Source organism: Pseudomonas sp. P179, from assembly GCF_000478485.2.
Taxonomy (GTDB): Bacteria; Pseudomonadota; Gammaproteobacteria; order Pseudomonadales; family Pseudomonadaceae; genus Pseudomonas; species Pseudomonas aeruginosa.
On sequence record NZ_KI517354.1, the window covers coordinates 3,018,352 to 3,037,392 of the forward strand.

Below are 19,041 nucleotides of genomic sequence, written 5' to 3' on the forward strand. Positions count from 1 at the left end.
AAATGGGTCTGTTCAATGCACATGCGGTGGCGCAGCAACGCGCCGACCGGATCGCCACGCTCCTCCAGTCGTTCGCCGACGGCCAGCTCGACACCGCCGTCGGCGAGGCCCCGGCGCCCGGCTACGAGCGTCTCTACGACAGCCTGCGGGCGCTGCAGCGGCAACTGCGCGAACAACGCGCCGAACTCCAGCAGGTGGAAAGCCTGGAGGCGGGGCTGGCGGAGATGAGCCGCCAGCACGAAGCCGGCTGGATCGACCAGACGATTCCCGCCGAACGCCTGGAAGGTCGCGCGGCGCGCATCGCCAAGGGCGTCAACGAACTGGTGTCCGCGCACATCGCGGTGAAGATGAAGGTGGTCAGCGTGGTCACCGCCTACGGCCAGGGCAACTTCGAGCCGCTGATGGACCGCCTGCCGGGCAAGAAGGCGCAGATCACCGAAGCCATCGACGGCGTTCGCGAACGCCTGCGCGGGGCCGCCGAGGCGACCTCGGCGCAACTGGCCACGGCGGCCTACAACGCGCGGATCAAGAGCGCGCTGGACAACGTCTCGGCCAACGTGATGATCGCCGACAACGACCTCAACATCATCTACATGAACCGCACCGTCAGCGAGATGCTCGGTCGCGCCGAAGCGGATATCCGCAAGCAGTTGCCGAACTTCGACGCCGGCCGCCTGATGGGCGCCAACATCGACGTGTTCCACAAGAATCCGGCGCACCAGCGGCACCTGCTGGCCAACCTCACCGGCGTGCACAAGGCCGAGCTCAACCTCGGCGGCCGGCGCTTCTCCCTCGATGTGGTGCCAGTGTTCAACGACGCCAACGAACGCCTCGGCTCCGCCGTGCAATGGACCGACCGCACCGAGGAACACCGCGCCGAGCAGGAAGTCTCGCAACTGGTGCAGGCGGCGGCCGCCGGCGACTTCAGCAAGCGCGTCGAGGAGGCCGGCAAGGAAGGCTTCTTCCTCAGGCTGGCGAAGGACCTGAACAGCCTGGTGGATACCGCCGACCGCGGCTTGCGCGACGTCTCGCGGATGCTCGGGGCGCTGGCCCAGGGCGACCTCACCCAGCGCATCGAGGCCGACTACCAGGGCACCTTCGGCCAGCTCAAGGATTTCTCCAACGACACCGCACAAAGCCTGTCGCGGATGCTCGGGCAGATTCGCGAGGCCGCCGACACCATCAACACCGCCGCCAGCGAGATCGCCAGCGGCAACGCCGAACTGTCGGCGCGCACCGAGCAGCAGGCGTCGAGCCTGGAGGAAACCGCCTCGAGCATGGAAGAACTGACCAGCACGGTGAAGCTCAACGCCGAGAATGCCCGCCAGGCCAACTCGCTGGCGGCCAATGCCTCGGAAGTGGCGACCCAGGGCGGCACCGTGGTGCAGAAGGTGGTCAGCACCATGTCCTCGATCAACGAGTCGGCGCGCAAGATCGCCGACATCATCGGGGTGATCGACGGCATCGCCTTCCAGACCAACATCCTCGCCCTCAACGCCGCGGTCGAGGCAGCCCGCGCCGGCGAGCAGGGCCGCGGCTTCGCGGTGGTCGCCGGGGAAGTGCGCACCCTCGCCCAGCGTTCCGCCGCCGCGGCCAAGGAGATCAAGACGCTGATCTCCGACTCGGTGGACAAGGTGGAGAACGGCAACACCCTGGTGGCCCAGGCCGGACAGACCATGAGCGACATCGTGGTGGCGATCCGCCGGGTCACCGACATCATGTCGGAGATCGCCGCCGCCTCCGCCGAGCAGAGCACCGGCATCGAAGAGGTGAACAGCGCGGTCTCGCAGATGGACGACATGACCCAGCAGAACGCCGCGCTGGTGGAGGAAGCCGCGGCCGCGGCCGAGGCCATGCAGGAGCAGGCGGGCCTGCTCAACCAGTCGGTGGCGGTGTTCAGGCTGGACACTCCGCCGAGCGTGGTCCAGCTCGCCAGCGCGCGGCCGTCCGCGCCACGCCCCAGCGCGCCGGCGCCGCTGGCCCGCAGCGGCATGGCGCGGGCCAGCAAGGCGCGCAAGGAAGACGGCTGGGAAGAGTTCTGAGACCACGCCGCGCCTCCGCCAGGCGGAGGGCGGCAAGCCCTTAGGGTCGACCAGGGAAACCCGACGCCAATGCCCACCTCCACGCCTTCGCCGGTGTTCGGCAACCAGGAGTTCCACTACACCCGCGAGGACTTCCAGCAAGTACGCGAGCGGCTCTACCGACTGACCGGCATCAGCCTGGCCGAGAGCAAGGCGCAACTGGTCTATAGCCGCCTCTCGCGGCGCCTGCGCCTGCTGCGGCTCGGGAGCTTCGCCGAATATTTCACCCACCTCGACCGCGAGCCGGGCGAGCAGCAGTTGTTCGTCAACGCGCTGACCACCAACCTCACCGCATTCTTCCGCGAACGCCACCACTTCCCCCTGCTCGCCGACCTCGCCCGCCGCCAGTTGCAGCGGCATCGCCCGCTGCGCATCTGGTCGGCGGCGGCGAGTACCGGCGAGGAACCCTATTCGATCGCCATCACCCTGGTGGAGGCGCTGGGCAGCTTCGATCCGCCGGTGAAGATCGTCGCCTCGGACATCGATACCGGAGTGCTCGACTGCGCCCGCCAGGGCGTCTATCCGCTGGAGCGCCTGGAGCAGATGCCGGCGCCGCTGAAGAAACGCTTCTTCCTCCGCGGCACCGGGCCCAACGCCGGCAAGGCGCGGGTGGTGGAGGAACTGCGGCAACTGGTGGAGTTCCGCCAGATCAACCTGCTGGAGGCGGACTGGTCGATCGCCGGGGAACTCGACGCGATCTTCTGCCGCAACGTGATGATCTACTTCGACAAGCCGACCCAGACCCGCCTGCTGGAACGCATGGTGGCCCTGCTGCGGCCGGAGGGCCTGTTCTTCGCCGGGCATTCGGAGAACTTCGTCCACGCCAGCCACCTGGTGCGCTCCGTCGGCCAGACCGTCTACAGCCCGGCCTGATCGCGATGAATCTCCAGGCCCGGGAAGGCGCGCCGCTGAACCGCTACTACGATCCGTACTTCGCCTGCGATGCGGTGAAGCTGTTGCCCGGCGAATACTTCGCCAGCGGCGAAGACCTGGTGATCGTCACCGTGCTCGGCTCCTGCGTCTCGGTGTGCCTGCGCGACCCGCTCAACGGCATCGCCGGGATGAACCACTTCATGCTCCCCGAGCGCGGCCTCGGCGGCGACCCGGCCTCGCCGTCGGCGCGCTACGGCAGCCACGCCATGGAACTGCTGATCAACCGCATGCTGGCCCTCGGCGCCAGCCGCGAGCGCCTGCAGGCCAAGGTCTTCGGCGGCGGCTCGGTACTGCGCCAGATCAGCGCCGCCATCGGCCAGCGCAACGTCGAGTTCACCCTCGACTACCTGGCCACCGAGCGTATCCCGCTGCTCGCCAGCGACGTGCTGGAGGCCTTCCCGCGCAAGATCTACTTCTTCCCGCGCAATGGCCGGGTCCTGGTGAAGTCCCTGGTGGAGCTGAAGAACGACACCGTGCTGCAGCGTGAACGCGACTACCGCCGCCGTATCGACCGCAATGCGGACGGCGGCCCCATCGACCTGTTCTGACTCTCCGGGAGAGCCCGCCATGCCCATCAGTGTCCTGGTCGTCGACGATTCCGCCCTGATCCGCAGCCTGCTCAAGGAGATCATCCAGGCCGACCCGGAGCTGCGCCTGGTCGGCTGCGCGCCGGACGCCTTCGTCGCCCGCGACCTGATCAAGCAGCACGCGCCGGACGTGATCAGCCTCGACGTGGAAATGCCGCGAATGGACGGCCTGACCTTCCTCGACAAGCTGATGAAGGCGCGGCCGACCCCGGTGCTGATGATCTCCTCGCTCACCGAGCGCGGTTCCGAAGCCACCCTGCGCGCGCTGGAACTGGGCGCGGTGGACTTCATCGCCAAGCCCCGGCTGGGCATCGCCGAAGGCATGCAGGCCTATGCCGAGGAAATCCGCGCCAAGCTCAAGACCGTCGCCCGCGCCCGCCTGCGCCGCCGTGCGGCGGACGCGCCGGCGCCGCCGGAAAGCGCGGCGCCGCTGCTCAGCACCGAGAAGATCATCGCCCTCGGCGCCTCCACCGGCGGCACCGAGGCGCTCAAGGAAGTGCTGCTCGGCCTGCCGGCGCACAGTCCCGGGGTGGTCATCACCCAGCACATGCCTCCCGGCTTCACCCGCAGCTTCGCCGAGCGCCTGGATCGCCTGACCCGGCTCAGCGTCAGCGAAGCGCGCGACGGCGACCGCATACTGCCCGGCCACGCCCTGGTCGCGCCGGGCGACCACCACATGGAGGTGCAGCGCTCCGGCGCCAACTACGTGGTGCGTTTGAACCGCCAGGCGCAGGTCAACGGCCACCGCCCGGCAGTGGACGTGATGTTCGAGTCGCTGGCTCGCTGCGCCGGGCGCAACCTGCTCGCCGGCCTGCTCACCGGCATGGGCAAGGACGGCGCGCGCGGGCTCCTGGCGATCCGCCAGGCCGGCGGCTACACCCTGGCCCAGGACGAGGCTACCTGCGTGGTCTACGGCATGCCCCGCGAAGCGGTGGAACTGGGCGCCGCGGAAGACGTGCTGCCGCTCGAACGGATCGCCGCCGCGCTGCTCCAGCAAGCCGCCCGGCGCGGCAGCGGCAACCGCCTCTGAGCGGGATCCTGGCCGGCCCGCTGCGCTTTTTCGCCGCCCCCCGCAACCTCCCCCGCCGAGATCCCGCCGACGACAGGCCCGAACCACGGGCCTTTGCCTGCTCGCCATCATTGTGGCGTCAAATTAATGGCGAAATAAAACCAAATTACGTTGCCTGAAATAATGCACATCTGCACAATTGGCCCTTTCGCCAAAAGTTCGACACACGCTTTCGATCCATGATTTCGGCCGCGGGCCGGGCGAGAAACTGATAGGGATAGCCATGGCGGCGAACTGGGGGTTGCGCGGCAAATCGGTGGTGGCGCTGTTGCTGGCCTGTGCCCTGGCACTGGTCCCGGCGGTGCTGCTGGGCTGGCGCGCGATGGACGACATCCGTACGCACTTCGGCCTGGCCTACGCGAAGAACTTCACCCTGCTGCACCGGCAGAAGATCCTCGCCCCGGTCTCCCGCGAACTGGCGTTGTCGCGCCGTTTCGCCGAATCGGTGGTGACCCGCGACTGGCTGCTGAAGGAAGACGACCCGGCGCGCCGCGCGCTGTTCTTCCGCGAGGCCGAGGGCTACCGCGGCGACTTCCGCGACCACGCCTACTTCATCATCGCCAGCGGCTCCCAGCATTACTACTTCAACGACGGCAGCCAACCCTACAGCGAACGGCCGCGCTACACCCTGGAGGCCGGCGACCCGGAAGACGCCTGGTACTTCAATACCCTGCGCAACAGCGCCGCCTACAACATCAACGTCAATGTCGACAGCAAGCTGAACCTGACCAAGGTCTGGTTCAACCTGGTGATCCGCGACCAGGGCCGGCCCATCGGCCTGGCCGGCAGCGGCCTGGACCTGAGCGGCTTCCTCGACGACTTCATCATCGCCCGCGAGCCGGGCGTGACGCCGATGATCGTCGGCGACGACGGCGCCATCCAGGCCCACCCGGACCGCCGCCTGATCGCCTACAGCTCCGCCGCCGGCGGCGCCAGTGAACGCCACCGGGTGTTCGACCTGCTCGACCAGCCGGAACAGCGCGATGCCCTGCGCGAGGCCATGCGCCTGGCCCGCGCCAAGGCCGGCTCGGTGCACTGCCTGTGGGCCGGCCTCGACGGCCGCCAGCAACTCTTCGCCGTGGCCTACATTCCCCAGCTGCGCTGGTACGTGCTCACCGCCGTCGACCTGCACGCTGCCCAGGTCCTCGACAACCGCTGGCTATGGCCGCTGGCGGGCACGTTCCTGCTGTTGCTGGTGGCCCTGCTGCTGGGCTTCGCCTATGCCGTCGAGCGCCTGCTGTTGCGCCCCCTGCGCAGCCTCAAGCGCTCGGCCAAGGCGATCGCCGCCGGACGCTACGACACGCCGCTGCCGCTGGCGCGCCAGGACGAGATCGGCTCGCTGTCGAAGGCCTTCGCCAGCATGGCCGACCAGGTCCGCCGGCACACCGCCGAGCTGGAAGACAAGGTCCAGGAGCGCACCCAGGCGCTGGAGGAAGCCAACCGCGAGATGGCCGCCGCGCAGAAGAAGATCGGCGACAGCCTCGACTACGCCAGCCTGATCCAGCGCGCGATCCTCCCCGACCGCCAGCTCAGCGCCACGCTCGGCGAGCATCACTTCATCCTGTGGAAACCGCGCGACGTGGTCGGCGGCGACTTCTACGTGTACCGCGAGCAGGCCGACGGCTACCTGATCGGCGTGGTCGACTGCGCCGGTCACGGCGTGCCCGGCGCGCTGATGACCATGCTCGCCCGCGCCGCCATCGACCACGCCATCGAGGCGGTGGGCAGCCGCGACCCGGCGGCGATCCTCGGCGAGACCGACCAGGCGATGCGCAGCATGCTCAGCCAGGAGCAGATCCCCCAGGCGTTGGCCACCAACATGGATGCCGGGCTGGTCTGGGTCGACCGCCGGCGCCGCCAGCTGGCCTTCGCCGGGGCGAAGATCTCGCTGTACGCCAGCGACGGCGAGGAGGTCCAGGAACTCAAGGGCGCGCGCCGGGCGATCGGCGACAAGCGCCGTGGCGACTACCGCAACATCGAGGTACCGCTGGCGCCGGGCTGGACCTTCTACCTGAGCACCGACGGTTTCCTCGACCAGGCCGGCGGCGAACACGGCTTCGGCTTCGGCAGCCGGCGCTTCGCCGACATGCTCCGCGACCACGCGCGGCAGCCGCTCCCCGAGCAGGCCGAGGCCTTCGTGGCGACGCTCGCCGAGTACCAGGGCGAGCACCCGCAACGCGACGACATCACCATCCTGTCCTTCCGATTCGACTAGGGGCACCCATGGAAACGCTAGACCTGCTGGCCATGCGTGAAAGCTACACTCGCCAACGCATCCTGCTCTGCTTCAACGGACCGATCTCGCGCAGCCTGATCGAGGAGATAGGCCACGCGCTGCGCAACTACCTGCACGCCGAACAGGCCAAGCCGAGCGAAGCGATGGACGTCTTCGCGGTGTACATCGAGATGACCCAGAACATCCGCCACTACGCCAATCTCAAGGGCTACGGCGAACACGAGGCGGCGGCCACGGTAGCCATCGCCCGCAACGAGGACGGCCACTACGTGGTGTCCGCCGGCAACCTGGTGGAACGCGACGACGGCCAGAGCCTGGTGCGCAGCATCCAGGCCATCGCCAACCTCGACAAGGCCGCCCTCAAGGCCGCCTACAAGGAGCAGCTACGCCGCCCGCGCGACAGCGGCTGCGCCAGCGGAGCCGGTCTCGGCCTGCTGGACATCGCCCGCAAGTCCAGCGAACCACTGGCCGCATCGCTGAAGGAACAGCCCGACGGGCGCGCCTTCTTCAGCCTGCGCGCCGTGATCTGACCCCGTGTTTTAGGAAGAACACCATCATGAGTGACCTGCACATACCCGGCACCCAGTCCACGCCCGCCATCCAGGGCGACTGGCAGGCCGGACGCCTGTCCATGCAAGGCGATTCCTACCCGGAAAACTCCTATGAACTGTTCGGCCAGGTGATCGACTGGGTCGAGCGCTTCCTCGCCGACGGGCAGCGGCCGCTGGAACTGGACCTGCGCCTGCTGTACCTGAACACCAGTTCGATCAAGGCCATGATGGACATCCTCGACCTGCTCGAAGAGGCCCACCAGGGCGGTCGCCCGGTCAGCCTGCGCTGGCACTACGACCGGCGCAACGAACGGGTCGCCGAGCTGGCCGAGGAGTTCCGCGAGGACTGCAGCTTCCCCTTCGCCATCCAGGCCCACGACGAGTAGCCGACGATGAGCCGCGAACGCGAACTGGACGCCTGGATCGACGGCCTGCTGGCCGATCCGCAGTTCCACGGGCATCCGCTGCACCAGGCGCTGGCCCGCCTGCGCCAGCAATCGCTGGAGCAACTGGTGCGGCTGGAGCGCATCGCCCGGATCTCCGACGGTTTCCAGTCGATGGCGCGGGAGCAGAACCTGTCGCTGTCCGAGCGCTACCACAAGCAGCTGCGGCGCCTGGAAAAGGTGGCGCGGATCTCCGACCGCTACCAGCAGATGATGCGCGACCTCAACCTGGCGCTGAAGGAAGCCTCGATCCGCGACCCACTGACCGGCCTGCCCAACCGACGCATGCTGCTGGAGCGCCTCAGGGAGGAGAACGAACGCTCCCAGCGCCACGGCCAGAGCTACGTGCTGGCAATGCTCGATGTGGACTTCTTCAAGCAGGTCAACGATACCTGGGGCCACGACAGCGGTGACCGGGTGCTGGTGGAAATCGCCCGGGCCATGGAGTCCGAGCTACGCGAATACGACCTCTGCGGCCGCTGGGGCGGCGAGGAATTCCTCCTGCTGCTGCCACAGACCCGCCTGCAGGACGCCGGCCCGGTACTCGAGCGGGTGCGCGACAGCGTACGGACCCTGGCGGTACGCGTCGGCACCGAGGCGCTGAGCGTCACCGCCAGCGTCGGCGTTACCGAACACCGCATCGGCGAAACCTATTCGCAGACCGTCAATCGCGCCGACGCCGCACTGCTCGACGCCAAGCGCAGCGGCCGCGACAAATGCGTGTTCGCCGCGCTCCCGCCGCTTCCTGCCCCTTCCCGCCCGGCTCCAGCGCGCTGAGCCTCCTCAGGCGTCCAGCCGCTGCAGCCGCACCTGGCCTCGGCTGAGGTCCACCAGCAGCGCCTGAAGCGCCTCGAAGCGCGCCACCGGCAACTCCAGGGTCAGGACGACGCCGTCGGCGCCGTAGTCTTCGGCCGCCACGCTGGCGCCCAGCGCCAGGCTGCGCGCCTTGAGCAGCGCGTGGTCGGCGAAGGCACAGGCGAAGCGCACCCGACAGCGCTCGACCAGCTCGCTGCGCGGCGCCTGCTGCAGGCACTTGGCCGCGCCGCCGCCATAGGCGCGGGCGAGGCCGCCGGTGCCGAGCTTGATGCCACCGAACCAGCGGCTGACCAGCACCGCCACGCAGTCCATGTCCTGTCCCTCGATGGCCGCCAGGATCGGCCGCCCGGCGCTGCCGCCGGGTTCGCCGTCGTCGCTGAAGCGGTACTGCGCGCCGCACTTCCAGGCCCAGCAGTTGTGTCCGGCGGAAGCGTCGCGGTGGGCGGCGATGAACGCCTGCGCCTCGTCCTCGTCGGCCACCGGCGCGGCGATGGTGTGGAAGCGGCTCTTGCGGATTTCCTCGCGGTATTCGGCGAGGCCTTGCAGGGTGCTCGGCATCGCGTTCAGGCCGCCGGCGGGATCAGTCCGCAGCCCTTGAGGATGATCCGCACCAGGTTGTCGGCGGCGGCGGCGAAGTCCTGCCTGGACATGCGCTTGCGGCCGGTGACCAGGCCGATCTGGCTGGCGAAGTCGGCGTAGTGCTGGGTGCTGCCCCAGAGCAGGAAGATCAGGTGCACGGGATCCACCGGGTCCATCCGGCCGGCGGCGATCCAGGCCTCGAATACCGCGGCGCGGCCGCGGAACCAGCTGCGGTAGTCCTGGTTGAAATGCGCGGTGAGGCACTCGCCGCCGCTGATGATCTCCATGGCGAAGATCCGCGAGGCCAGCGGGTAGCGGCGGGAGAACTCCATCTTGGCGCGGATGTAGCGGGCCAGCGCCTCGGCCGGATCGTCGTCGACGCCGAGGGTGTTGAAGGTACTGTCCCAGAGTTCGAGGATGTTGCTCAGCACCGCCGTGTAGAGGCCCAGCTTGTTGCCGAAGTAGTAGTGCAGGTTGGCCTTGGGCAGGCCGACGTTCTGCGCGATGGTGTTCATGCTGGTGCCCTTGAAGCCGTGGCGGGCGAACTCCTCCTCGGCCGCGGCGAGGATCGCCTCCTCGTTCTTCTGGCGGATGCGCCCGGCCGGCTTGTCGCGGGCGGCCGGGTCGTGGGCGGGCACTGTCAGGGTCATGCGCAGGTTTCCATCGGCGTGATCCCCGCGTTGATACCCCAGCCCGGCCGCGGGACACAAGCCAGGCGCGGAAAAATTTGCAAACGCCCGTATCAACCCAGCGGCTTGCGCCAGCGCGCCAGGGCGCCGCCCTTCGCGCTGGCCTGCGCCGCTTCGGCAACGCGCTCCTCGGGCAGCAGCAGGTTGAGCAGGATGGCGGTGATGCCGCCGCTGGTGATCGCCGAGTCGAACAGGGTCTTCACCACCGCCGGCATCTGGTCGAGCAGGGTCGGCTGCGCGGCCACGCCGAGGCCGACGCCGAACGAGGCGGCGATGATCAGCACGCTGCGGCGGTCCATCGCGGTCTGGCCGAGAATGCGGATGCCGGCGGCGGCGACGCTGCCGAACATCACCAGGGTGGCGCCACCGAGCACCGGCTTGGGGATCTGCTGGAGGATCGCGCCGACCCAGGGGAACAGGCCGAGCGCCAGCAACACGCCGCCGATATAGATCCCGACGTGCCGGCTGGCCACCCCGGTGAGCTGGATCACCCCGTTGTTCTGCGCGAAGGTGGTGTTCGGGAAGGCGCTGAAGGTGGCTGCCAGCAGGCAACTGACGCCGTCGCCGAGCACCCCGCCGCGCAACCGCTGCAGGTACGCCGGTCCCTCCAGGGGCTGCCGCGAGAGCATGCAGTTGGCGGTCAGATCGCCGACCGTCTCGATGCTGCTGATCAGGTAGATCAGCGCCACCGGCAGGAAGGCCATCCAGTCGAAGGCGAAGCCGAAGCGGAACGGCTGCGGCAGGCTGACCAGCGGCAGCTCGGGCAACGCCCGCGGAACGAACAGGCCGGTCGCCCAGGCCGCCAGGGTACCCAGCGCCAGGCCGATGACGATGGCGGCCAGGCGCAGCCAGGGCAGGCGCGAGCGGTTCAGCAGGACGATGCTCAGCAGCACCAGCGCGCCCAGCGCGAGATTGGCCGGTGCGCCGAAGTCCGAGGTCCCGGCTCCGCCGCCGAGGTCGGTGATGCCGACCTTGATCAGGCTGACGCCGATCAGGGTGATGACGATGCCGGTGACCAGCGGCGTGATCACCCGGCGAAGATGGCCGAGGAAACGACTGAGGACGATCTGCACGAAGGCGCCGAAGAAGCACACGCCGAAGATCATCGCGAGGATCTCCTCGGGACCGCCGCCGCGCTGCTTCACCAGCATCCCGGCGGCCAGCACGGCGCCGAGGAAGGCGAAGCTGGTGCCTTGCAGGCAGATCATCCCGGCGCCGATGCCGAACGGCCGGCGCGCCTGGATCAGGGTGCCGGCGCCGGAAACCATCAGCGCCATGCTGATCAGGTATGGCAGGTGCTCGCCGAGGCCGAGCAGCGAGCCGATCACCAGCGGCGGAGTGACGATACCGACGAAGCTGGCCAGCACGTGCTGTAGCGCGGCAAGGAAGGCGGGAAGCGGGCGCGGCCGGTCGTCGAGGCCGTAGATGAGGTCGTTGGGGCGCTGGTCTTCGCTATGCATCGGGCCGTCTCAAGTGGCGCTCCTCGGACAGGAGGAGGATGCACGGCTTCTGCAAAAAGCTGTCCAGGTGATCAGCTTATTCCTGCCGCTCAGGCTGCAGGGCGCGCCCGGCGTGGGTCGAGCGAACAATGGGAGGCAAACGCAAGGACGACGAAGGCGACCGTCGCGCACCGTGCCGATGCACGGCGCGCAATGACGGGGCGCGCTGGCGGGGCCCGGCCGGAAGCCCCGCGCGACGGACTCAGAAGTGGTACTTGACCAGGAAGCTTGCGGTGTTCTGGTCGGTGGTGAAGTACTGCGAGTCCTTCACACCGTACTTGTCGGACCAGTAGTCGTACTCCAGGCCCACGTACAGGTGCTTAGGCTCGTAGCCGAGGGCCTTGCCCAGGTCGTACTTGACCTGTGGGTTGAAGTGCAGGTTGGCGTGATAGTCGCTCTGGTTGCGGCGGCTGGTGCTGGCGCTCTTGTTGTTGATCACCCAGTCCATGTAGCCGTCGATGAGGATGTCGGAGTTGCCCACCGGAATGGTGTAGGACCACACCGGGGTGATCTGCCAGGCGCCGGCGCGCACGCGGTTGCCGTCGGGCTTGCGGTAGTAGAAGTTGAGCTGGAAGTAGTCGAAGCCGGGGATCGCCAGGTCGAAGCCCGGGCCGAGCAGGTAGGCCTCGGTGTCGCCTTCGCCGAACTCGTAGGTGCCGGCCAGCAGCACGTCCTTCACCGGGCCGAAGGAGAGGTCCGCTCCGGTGAGCTTGCCGAAGCTCAGGCGCGGAGTGATCTCGCCGTAGTAGGTGTTCTTGCCGTTGCTGGCGTCTTCCTTGCCGTTGTAGTTGATCTGGTCGAAGAAGATGAATAGGTCGCCCCAGGTCCAGCCGCTGGCATGTTCCAGGGTGAAGGTCTGCTGGATCGGCGGGTTGATCTTGAAGTTCTTGCCGTAGAGGTAGGTCAGGCTCTCGTTGTGCCAGAGCAGCGGCCCCGAGTCGGTCTCGTGGGTCGGCGTCATGTCATGGTCTTCGGCGACAGCCTGGCCTGCGGCCAGTAGCCCCCCGGCTAGCATCACGGTGGCGAGTGTGCGGCTCATTGAAACGCTCCTGGAGTGAATAGCTTTTCTTCTAGTGGGCGAACCTGTCCGAGCGGTCAGGCCTCGCCATGGATAGCAAGAACGAAGCCAAGACGGCGCGGGCGCTTCGCCGGGTTTCCTGCGGCGAAGGGAACGCCTGTTTTTTCAGTGTTTTGGACAAAGGCGGCGAAATGCCTCCAACCTCTCTACGACGGCAAAAACCTGACCCCAAGGACAGTTTTTGCCTTGCACTGGTGCGTGGTCGGGAGGGGCGTGCTCGACTTTGGGTTGGCAGCGCGAAGAAAACTGGATACACAAAAACGATTTGTGACAAAAAGAATCAGCAGACTTTTGTACACAAAACAGTGCGTGGTCTTTCTACACATCACCGCCCCGGCGTTCGGGCGAGAAGCGGCGCGGATGATGCCAGAGACGGCAGGCGGAATTCATCCCCGAATGGGGTTTTTCGTCGGGTTTCAGGACGCCCGGACGTAAATTCGCCAGGGCCTGGGAGACTCCGGTGGCATGACATCCAGAAGGCGCTCTCGATGTTGCGTAGCGGAGCGCGCTCGAGTACGGGTCGCCTGGCAGCCTATGCCTGCCGGGTCTTCTTGCTTCGTCATCCGCAGGGTGGATACGCCTTGGGCATTATCCGCCGGACAGGTCTCCCCGCCTCACCCACATGGGTCCCCTCACCACACCGCGATCTGCGAATCGGTGCGCGGCTCGGTGCCGCCACAGAGCACGCCGCTGGCCGGGTCGCGCAGGACGATCTGGCCGCGCCCGTAGCTGGTCGAGTCGTAGGCGATTTCCACCTGGTGCCCACGCTGCGCCAGCTCCGCCGCCAGCGCGCGCGGCGCGGCATGTTCGATGCCGACGCGCAGCCCGCCCAGCCACTGCCAGCGCGGCGCGTCGAGGGCGGCCTGGGGGTTGAGGCCGAAGTCCACCAGGTTCATCACCATCTGCACGTGGCCCTGCGGCTGCATATAGGCGCCCATCACGCCGAACGGGCCGAGCGGCACGCCGTCCTTGCTGAGGAAACCGGGAATGATGGTGTGGAAGGTCTGCTTGCCCGGCTCCAGGCAATTCACGTGGTCCGGATCGAGGCTGAACTCGGCGCCGCGGTTCTGCAAGGCGATGCCGGTGCCGGGCACCACCACGCCGGAGCCGAAGCCGTGGTAGTTGCTCTGGATGAACGAGACCAGGTTGCCCTCCTCGTCGCCACAGGCCAGGTACACCGTGCCGCCCGGCCTCGGCTGGCCGGGGCTGGGATCGAGCGCGCGCTCGCCGATCAGCGCACGGCGGCTGGCGGCGTAGTCCTCGTGCAGCAGTTCCTCGACCGAGACCCGCATCGACTGCGGCTGGCTGATGTAGTGCAGCCCGTCGACGTACGCCAGCTTCATCGCCTCCAGTTGGCGATGCCAGGTCCGCGCGCAGTCGCGCTCGCCGAATTCGAAGCCCTTGAGGATGTTCAGGGTCATCAGGGCGATCAGGCCCTGGCCGCTCGGCGGAATCTCCCAGACGTCATAGCCACGGTAGTTCAGTGAGATCGGTTCGACCCACTTCGCCTGGTAGCCGGCCAGGTCCTCCGCGCGCAGGTAGCCGCCGCTGCGCTCGGCGTGGCCGACGATGGCCCTGGCCAGCTCGCCGCGATAGAAGCTTTCGCACTGGCTGCGCGCCAGCTCGTCCAGGGTGTCGGCCTGGCCCGGCTGGCGGAACACCTCGCCGGCGCGCGGCGCCCGGCCGTCGATGAGGAACTCGTCGAACCAGGCCCGCAGCTCGGGCCGCTGCGGCAACGCCGCGCGGAACTTGTCCAGGCCGCTCTGCCACAGGCGGGCGATCACCGGCGAGACCGGAAAGCCATCGCGAGCCAGCTCGATCGCCGGCCGCAGCAGTTGTTCGAACGGCAATTTGCCGAAGCGCCGCGACAGTTCGCCCCAGGCCGCCGGACAGCCCGGCACGGTGACCGGCGTCCAGCCGTACAGCGGCATCCGCTCGTGGCCGGCGGCGCGCACCCGCTCGCGATCGAGCAGGCCCGGCGCGCGCCCGCTGGCGTCCAGGCCGTGCAGGCGTCCGCGGGTCCAGACCAGGGCGAAGGCATCGCCGCCAATCCCGCAGCCGGTCGGCTCGACCACCGTCAGCGCGGCGGCGGTGGCGATCGCCGCGTCGATGGCATTGCCGCCACGGCGCAATATCTCCAGCCCGACCTGCGCCGCCTGCGGCTGCGAGGTGGCGACCATGCCGCGGCGGGCATGGACCGGCGAACGTTGCGAGGCGTAGGGAAGCGCGTGGGCGGAGAAGTCGAGCATCGGCGTGGGCTCCGGGAAACTTGAGGCGGCAGGTTAGCCCTGCCAGACTCTGCCGACTAGCGACACGACGCCAAGTCATGACGATGAACGGACAGCCTGCGGAACTGCACCGCCCGATTCCCACCCTCGCCCGCCTGCCACGGCCGGTCTACGCGCGCGCCGAAAGCCTGCGCGCCGGCTCCTGGACCTCGCGCCACCGGCACGCCTGGGTACAGCTTTCCTACGCCATCAGCGGCGTGCTCGGCGTACATACCGCCGAGGGCAGCTTCTTCGCCCCGCCGCAGCGGGCGATCTGGATTCCGGCGCAGCTGGAACACGAGGTGGTCACCTCCACCCGCGCCGAGATGCGCAGCCTGTACATCCGTGGCGACGCCTGCGCCTGGGCGCCGACGCGCTGCCGGGTGCTGGAGGTGACGCCGCTGGCGCGCGAGCTGATCAAGAGTTTCTGCGAGTTGCCGGTGGACTACCCGGAGGGCGACAGCGCCGAATCGCGGCTGGTGCAGGTGCTGCTGGACCAGTTGCGGCTGCTACCGGAGGTCGCCTTCTCCCTGCCGATGCCGCGCGAGCCGCGCCTGCTGCGGCTGTGCCAGGCACTGATCGACGAACCGACCCAGAGCCTGACCATGGGCGACTGGGCGCAGCGCCTGGGCACCTCGGAAAAGACCCTGTCGCGCCTGTTCCAGCGCGAGACCGGGATGAACTACCGGCTCTGGCGCCAACGCCAGCGCCTGCTCGCCTCGCTCAACGCGCTGGAGGCCGGCGACAGCGTCACCGGCGCCGCCCTGGACAGCGGCTACGACTCGACCTCGGCCTATATCGCCGCCTTCAAGGGACTCTTCGGCTTCACTCCCGGCGAACTGTTCCGCCAGCGCTGAGCCCGGCGAAGGGCCCAGCGCGCGCGGCTCAGAACACGTCGATGGGATAGTCGACGATCACCCGGTATTCGTCGATGTCGTTGTCCACCGCGCTGTAGCCGCCGGTGCCGCGGTGGGTGGCCCAGCGCAGGCGCAGCGAGAGGTCCTTGGCCGGACCGCCCTGGACCACGTACTGCAGGTCGAGGTCGCGTTCCCAGTGCTTGGCGTTCTTGCCGTCGGCGCTGTACCAGCCGCCGTAGCCGGGGCTGTCCGGATCGACCCGGGTCAGGTCCAGCTTGCCGCGCGAGTACGAGGCCGAGGCGCTCAGGCCGGGTAGGCCGAGGGCGACGAAGTCGTAGTCGTATTGCAGCTTCCAGGACTTCTCGTTGGGACCGTTGAAGTCGGAATACTGCTGCGAGTTGTCGAGGAAGATGCTGTCGCCCTGGTTGATGTAGTCGAACGGCGTGTTGCCGTTGACCTTCTGCAGCACCGCGGTGACGGTGTGCTGCCTGTAGCCGACCGCGAAATGCAGGCTGTAGGTGTTGTTGTCGATCCGGCCGAGCAACGAGTCGCCGCTGTCGACGGTCTTGTAGTAGTGCGCGCCGGGGTTCAGCGACCAGTTGTCGTCGATCTCGTAGGTGTAGTCGACGTCGGCGTAGTACTGCTTCCAGACGTTCTGCAGTTCGGCGGCGTACAGGCTGCTGGTGAAGCCCTCGATGCCGCCCCAGGTGCCGCCCAGCCAGCTGAGATGATGGCTGTCGCGGTCGCCCGGCAGTTCGCCGTAGTACGAGCCGAGGCGACGGTGGCCACTCTGGTTGTAGTACTTGGTGAAACTGACCTGGCCAGCCGTGAGGGTCAGGTCCTCGAAACTGTTGTTGGTCAGGCTCACACCGCGGAAGGTCTGCAGCAGCATGCGCGACTCGCCGCCGGCGACCACCGGGTTGCTGAGGAACTGGTCGCCCAGCTTCAGCTCGGTGTCGAAGGCGCGGATCTTCAGCGCCGCCCCGCCACTGGAGAACTCATCGGGCGCCTTGCCGGATTCGTAGCCTTCCTTGCTCGGCGCGGTGATCGGCAGGATGCTGGTGCCGCCGGTACCGCCGCCGCCGTCGAGCTTCAGCCCGAGCATGCCGTAGGCGTCGACGCCGAAGCCGACCACGCCGGGCGTGTAGCCGGACTGAAAGGTGGCGATGAAGCCTTGCGCCCATTCCTTGCTGTCGTGCCCGGAAGCGTGCCGGCGGTCATGGTTGAAGTAGTAGTTGCGGGTCAGCAATTGGAGGCTGGAGCCTTCGATGAAGCCTTCTTTGGCTTCCCCCTCATCGGCCCAGGCGGCGGACGCGGTGCACAGCGCCAGCGCCATCGGCGTCAAGGCGAACAGATTCCTCATTGCGGTTGCTCCTTCTTACAGCGTGGTGAAATCCGGCAAGGCCGGAAAGCGTGTTGTGGTGTCGTTCCCGGCGACGCTTCTGCTGGCGTCGCGCGGGCGATCGCTCCCATGGGGCGCCCAGCCGGGCGCAACCCGAAAAAAAAGGCCGCTGGTATCAGCGGCCTTGAGAAGACGTCGAATAGGAGCAATCAAAGTTCGGCGTCGGGAAGTCTTGCCAGTGTATTTCCGGACACTGGAAACCGGCTGGAACGCAGTCGGACTCTTCTATTGAAAGTCTCTTCGACTCATCGGGCTTTAGGCTTTCCACGTCCCGCTCTTGCATGGCGAGATCGATGAAGACAGAACGAATATCGTCGACAGCCAGCGACAATTATCCATTGAGCTGGCGCGATTATATTTTTTTGCCACTATCGGAAAAACCCGATATCCAACGAAAGTCTTTTACATATTCTGCAAGAATTGTCCGAACGGTCAGGAAGGCAAAAAAAAACGCCGCATATCATATGCGGCGCAAGGACAGGGTACCCAGGCTCACGCTTCCCGAGTACCCGGGGGAAGCCATGGCGCGGCTGGCGCCATGCGCTAGATCAGGAGTCGCTGCGGGCCCCGGCCTGCGCGGCGGAGGCGGAAAGTTCCTGCTGGTGCTCGATGGCCTGCTGGTTGGCGTCGACCATGCGGTTGGTCATCAGCGAGGACTCTTCGGCGAAACCGGCCTGGGAAAATGCGAGGGAAAACAAACTGAGTATGGCGGCAACAAGGATCTGGCGATTCATGGCGGGTCTCCGATGACACCCTGTTCACTTGGGACAGGCGCCATATTAGTTAACCGCCATGCTCGGAAAAATAGCCAAACAGACGAGAGAGTATTACCTCAATAACAACAATCCTTCACTGTGCCCAGTAACTTGAACTTTGCATGGTAGTTTCGTCGCGGGCGAATGCCTGGGGAAGTTCCTGTTGCAACAGATCGACCCAGGTGCGGATCTTCGCGTCCAGGTAACGCCGCGAGGGATACAGCGCATAGATGGTCCGCTGGTGCATGGCATGGCCGGGCAACACTCGTAGCAGCTCGCCGTTGCGCAGCGCCGCGGCCGCCACGTAGCTGGGCAGCAGGGCGATGCCGAGGTCGGCCTTGGCCGCCTGGGCCATGACCTCGGCGACATTGACCATGAAGGTGTTCTGCGGGCTGACGGTGCGCTCGCCCTGCTCGTCGGCGAAGATCCAGCCCTCCGGGTAGGCCGGGTCCTGCAGGCGCAGGCAGACGTGGCGCTCCAGGTCGTCCACCGAGCGTGGCACGCCGCGCTGCTGCAGGTAGCCGGGACTGGCGCAGAGCACGCTGTGGATGCTGCCCAGGCGCTGGGCGACGAACTCCGAGTCGGGCAACTGGCGCTCGCCGGTGATCAGCACGTCCTGGCCTTCCTCGAGCATGTCCGGGTTGCGCTGGGACAGGGTCAGCTCGATCACCACGTCGGGGAACAGTGCGCCGTAGCGGGCGATCATCGGCACCAGGTGATGCTGGCCCATGCCCATCAGCGACTGCACGCGCAAGCGGCCGCAGGGGCGGATGTGCGCGCCGGCGGCTTCGGCCTCGGCGACCTCGATGTCCTCGAGGATCCCGCGGCACCGCTCCAGGTAGCGCTCGCCGGCCTCGGTCAGGGCCAGGCGCCGGGTGGTGCGGTGCAGCAGGCGCGTCTGCAGGTGCGCCTCCAGGTCGGAGATCAGCCGCGATACCTGCGCGGTGGACAGGTCCAGGGCCTGGGCGGCGGAAGTGAAGCTGCCGCTGTCCACCACCCTGGCGAACACGCGCATGCCTTGCAATGTGTCCACTATTACCTCGGTTGCAAAACAGATTCGTAAATTGGTCGGATTTTCCCTGGCGCCGGGCTGCCTATACTGGCCGCCGTCGCCGTAGCAACGCCGGGCATACCCTGCCCGGCGTCGGGGCGGATGGCCCACCCGCCGTCCGCTCTCCTTCCCCCCGCACAGACTCTGC

17 protein-coding genes are annotated in these 19,041 nt (G+C 67.5%); 9 read left to right on the forward strand and 8 right to left on the reverse strand.

Annotated features, from left to right (window positions below; genetic code table 11):
- Positions 1-2: 2 nt before the first annotated feature.
- The 8 genes from aer2 (at position 3) to siaD (ending at position 8,677) form a co-directional block, all read left to right on the forward strand.
- The gene (aer2, locus tag HMPREF1224_RS26540) at positions 3-2,042 is read left to right on the forward strand and encodes an aerotaxis transducer Aer2 (RefSeq protein WP_003102224.1); all 2,040 of its coding nucleotides are present in this window, start codon (positions 3-5) and stop codon (positions 2,040-2,042) included.
- Positions 2,043-2,111: 69 nt separating this feature from the next.
- Entirely contained in the window at positions 2,112-2,954 is an 843-nt protein-coding gene (locus HMPREF1224_RS26545) for a CheR family methyltransferase (RefSeq protein ID WP_003102222.1), read from the forward strand.
- A 5-nt stretch (positions 2,955-2,959) separates the two neighbouring features.
- Complete coding sequence (gene cheD, locus HMPREF1224_RS26550) at positions 2,960-3,562, forward strand: chemoreceptor glutamine deamidase CheD (RefSeq protein ID WP_003102220.1); 603 nt, start codon at positions 2,960-2,962, stop codon at positions 3,560-3,562.
- Between the two features lie 19 nt (positions 3,563-3,581).
- Positions 3,582-4,631 (forward strand): protein-glutamate methylesterase/protein-glutamine glutaminase, encoded by a 1,050-nt coding sequence (locus tag HMPREF1224_RS26555; RefSeq protein ID WP_003083922.1) that lies wholly within the window; start codon positions 3,582-3,584, stop codon positions 4,629-4,631.
- 262 nt (positions 4,632-4,893) lie between these two features.
- The gene (gene siaA, locus HMPREF1224_RS26560; protein WP_003083920.1) at positions 4,894-6,885 is read left to right on the forward strand and encodes a biofilm regulation protein phosphatase SiaA; all 1,992 of its coding nucleotides are present in this window, start codon (positions 4,894-4,896) and stop codon (positions 6,883-6,885) included.
- A gap of 8 nt (positions 6,886-6,893) precedes the next feature.
- Positions 6,894-7,436 (forward strand): biofilm formation regulator kinase SiaB, encoded by a 543-nt coding sequence (siaB, locus tag HMPREF1224_RS26565; protein WP_003083916.1) that lies wholly within the window; start codon positions 6,894-6,896, stop codon positions 7,434-7,436.
- A gap of 26 nt (positions 7,437-7,462) precedes the next feature.
- On the forward strand, positions 7,463-7,843 hold the full coding sequence (siaC, locus tag HMPREF1224_RS26570; protein ID WP_003083913.1) for a biofilm formation regulator SiaD modulator protein SiaC: 381 nt from the start codon (positions 7,463-7,465) through the stop codon (positions 7,841-7,843).
- 6 nt (positions 7,844-7,849) lie between these two features.
- Positions 7,850-8,677 (forward strand): biofilm formation regulator diguanylate cyclase SiaD, encoded by an 828-nt coding sequence (gene siaD, locus HMPREF1224_RS26575; protein WP_003083910.1) that lies wholly within the window; start codon positions 7,850-7,852, stop codon positions 8,675-8,677.
- 6 nt (positions 8,678-8,683) lie between these two features.
- Here the strand turns inward: siaD and HMPREF1224_RS26580 are convergent, their stop codons facing one another.
- The 5 genes from HMPREF1224_RS26580 to HMPREF1224_RS26600 form a co-directional block, all read right to left on the reverse strand.
- Positions 8,684-9,274, reverse strand: a complete 591-nt coding sequence (locus tag HMPREF1224_RS26580; RefSeq protein WP_003117224.1) for an IMPACT family protein — start codon at positions 9,272-9,274, stop codon at positions 8,684-8,686.
- 5 nt (positions 9,275-9,279) lie between these two features.
- Positions 9,280-9,945, reverse strand: a complete 666-nt coding sequence (locus HMPREF1224_RS26585) for a TetR/AcrR family transcriptional regulator (RefSeq protein ID WP_003117223.1) — start codon at positions 9,943-9,945, stop codon at positions 9,280-9,282.
- A gap of 92 nt (positions 9,946-10,037) precedes the next feature.
- Positions 10,038-11,444: a uracil-xanthine permease family protein gene (locus HMPREF1224_RS26590; RefSeq protein ID WP_010793573.1), complete on the reverse strand. Its 1,407-nt coding sequence runs from the start codon at positions 11,442-11,444 to the stop codon at positions 10,038-10,040.
- Positions 11,445-11,685: 241 nt separating this feature from the next.
- Positions 11,686-12,522 carry an outer membrane protein OmpK gene (locus tag HMPREF1224_RS26595; protein ID WP_003102209.1) on the reverse strand — a complete coding sequence of 279 codons (837 nt, stop codon included), beginning with the start codon at positions 12,520-12,522 and terminating at the stop codon, positions 11,686-11,688.
- A 671-nt stretch (positions 12,523-13,193) separates the two neighbouring features.
- Entirely contained in the window at positions 13,194-14,810 is a 1,617-nt protein-coding gene (locus HMPREF1224_RS26600; RefSeq protein WP_003102206.1) for a gamma-glutamyltransferase family protein, read from the reverse strand.
- A gap of 77 nt (positions 14,811-14,887) precedes the next feature.
- Between HMPREF1224_RS26600 and HMPREF1224_RS26605 the strand changes: the two genes are divergently transcribed.
- A complete protein-coding gene (locus HMPREF1224_RS26605) occupies positions 14,888-15,685 on the forward strand; it encodes an AraC family transcriptional regulator (RefSeq protein ID WP_003083886.1) in 798 nt (265 codons plus the stop codon).
- Between the two features lie 28 nt (positions 15,686-15,713).
- Here HMPREF1224_RS26605 and HMPREF1224_RS26610 read toward each other — a convergent pair whose 3' ends face one another.
- The 3 genes from HMPREF1224_RS26610 to HMPREF1224_RS26620 form a co-directional block, all read right to left on the reverse strand.
- On the reverse strand, positions 15,714-17,048 hold the full coding sequence (locus HMPREF1224_RS26610; RefSeq protein WP_010793574.1) for an OprD family porin: 1,335 nt from the start codon (positions 17,046-17,048) through the stop codon (positions 15,714-15,716).
- A gap of 587 nt (positions 17,049-17,635) precedes the next feature.
- A complete protein-coding gene (locus HMPREF1224_RS26615; protein ID WP_003117219.1) occupies positions 17,636-17,821 on the reverse strand; it encodes a hypothetical protein in 186 nt (61 codons plus the stop codon).
- A gap of 115 nt (positions 17,822-17,936) precedes the next feature.
- Positions 17,937-18,875 (reverse strand): LysR family transcriptional regulator, encoded by a 939-nt coding sequence (locus HMPREF1224_RS26620; protein WP_003118585.1) that lies wholly within the window; start codon positions 18,873-18,875, stop codon positions 17,937-17,939.
- Positions 18,876-19,041: the final 166 nt, after the last annotated feature.

Excerpts from the sequence above, each read along its gene's own strand:
- aer2 (WP_003102224.1), top strand. The coding sequence starts at position 3 with ATGGGTCTGTTCAATGCACATGCGGTGGCGCAGCAACGCGCCGACCGG.
- HMPREF1224_RS26545 (WP_003102222.1), top strand. The coding sequence starts at position 2,112 with ATGCCCACCTCCACGCCTTCGCCGGTGTTCGGCAACCAGGAGTTCCAC.
- cheD (WP_003102220.1), top strand. The coding sequence starts at position 2,960 with ATGAATCTCCAGGCCCGGGAAGGCGCGCCGCTGAACCGCTACTACGAT.
- HMPREF1224_RS26555 (WP_003083922.1), top strand. The coding sequence starts at position 3,582 with ATGCCCATCAGTGTCCTGGTCGTCGACGATTCCGCCCTGATCCGCAGC.
- siaA (WP_003083920.1), top strand. The coding sequence starts at position 4,894 with ATGGCGGCGAACTGGGGGTTGCGCGGCAAATCGGTGGTGGCGCTGTTG.
- siaB (WP_003083916.1), top strand. The coding sequence starts at position 6,894 with ATGGAAACGCTAGACCTGCTGGCCATGCGTGAAAGCTACACTCGCCAA.
- siaC (WP_003083913.1), top strand. The coding sequence starts at position 7,463 with ATGAGTGACCTGCACATACCCGGCACCCAGTCCACGCCCGCCATCCAG.
- siaD (WP_003083910.1), top strand. The coding sequence starts at position 7,850 with ATGAGCCGCGAACGCGAACTGGACGCCTGGATCGACGGCCTGCTGGCC.
- HMPREF1224_RS26580 (WP_003117224.1), bottom strand. The coding sequence starts at position 9,274 with ATGCCGAGCACCCTGCAAGGCCTCGCCGAATACCGCGAGGAAATCCGC.
- HMPREF1224_RS26585 (WP_003117223.1), bottom strand. The coding sequence starts at position 9,945 with ATGACCCTGACAGTGCCCGCCCACGACCCGGCCGCCCGCGACAAGCCG.
- HMPREF1224_RS26590 (WP_010793573.1), bottom strand. The coding sequence starts at position 11,444 with ATGCATAGCGAAGACCAGCGCCCCAACGACCTCATCTACGGCCTCGAC.
- HMPREF1224_RS26595 (WP_003102209.1), bottom strand. The coding sequence starts at position 12,522 with ATGAGCCGCACACTCGCCACCGTGATGCTAGCCGGGGGGCTACTGGCC.
- HMPREF1224_RS26600 (WP_003102206.1), bottom strand. The coding sequence starts at position 14,810 with ATGCTCGACTTCTCCGCCCACGCGCTTCCCTACGCCTCGCAACGTTCG.
- HMPREF1224_RS26605 (WP_003083886.1), top strand. The coding sequence starts at position 14,888 with ATGACGATGAACGGACAGCCTGCGGAACTGCACCGCCCGATTCCCACC.
- HMPREF1224_RS26610 (WP_010793574.1), bottom strand. The coding sequence starts at position 17,048 with ATGAGGAATCTGTTCGCCTTGACGCCGATGGCGCTGGCGCTGTGCACC.
- HMPREF1224_RS26615 (WP_003117219.1), bottom strand. The coding sequence starts at position 17,821 with ATGAATCGCCAGATCCTTGTTGCCGCCATACTCAGTTTGTTTTCCCTC.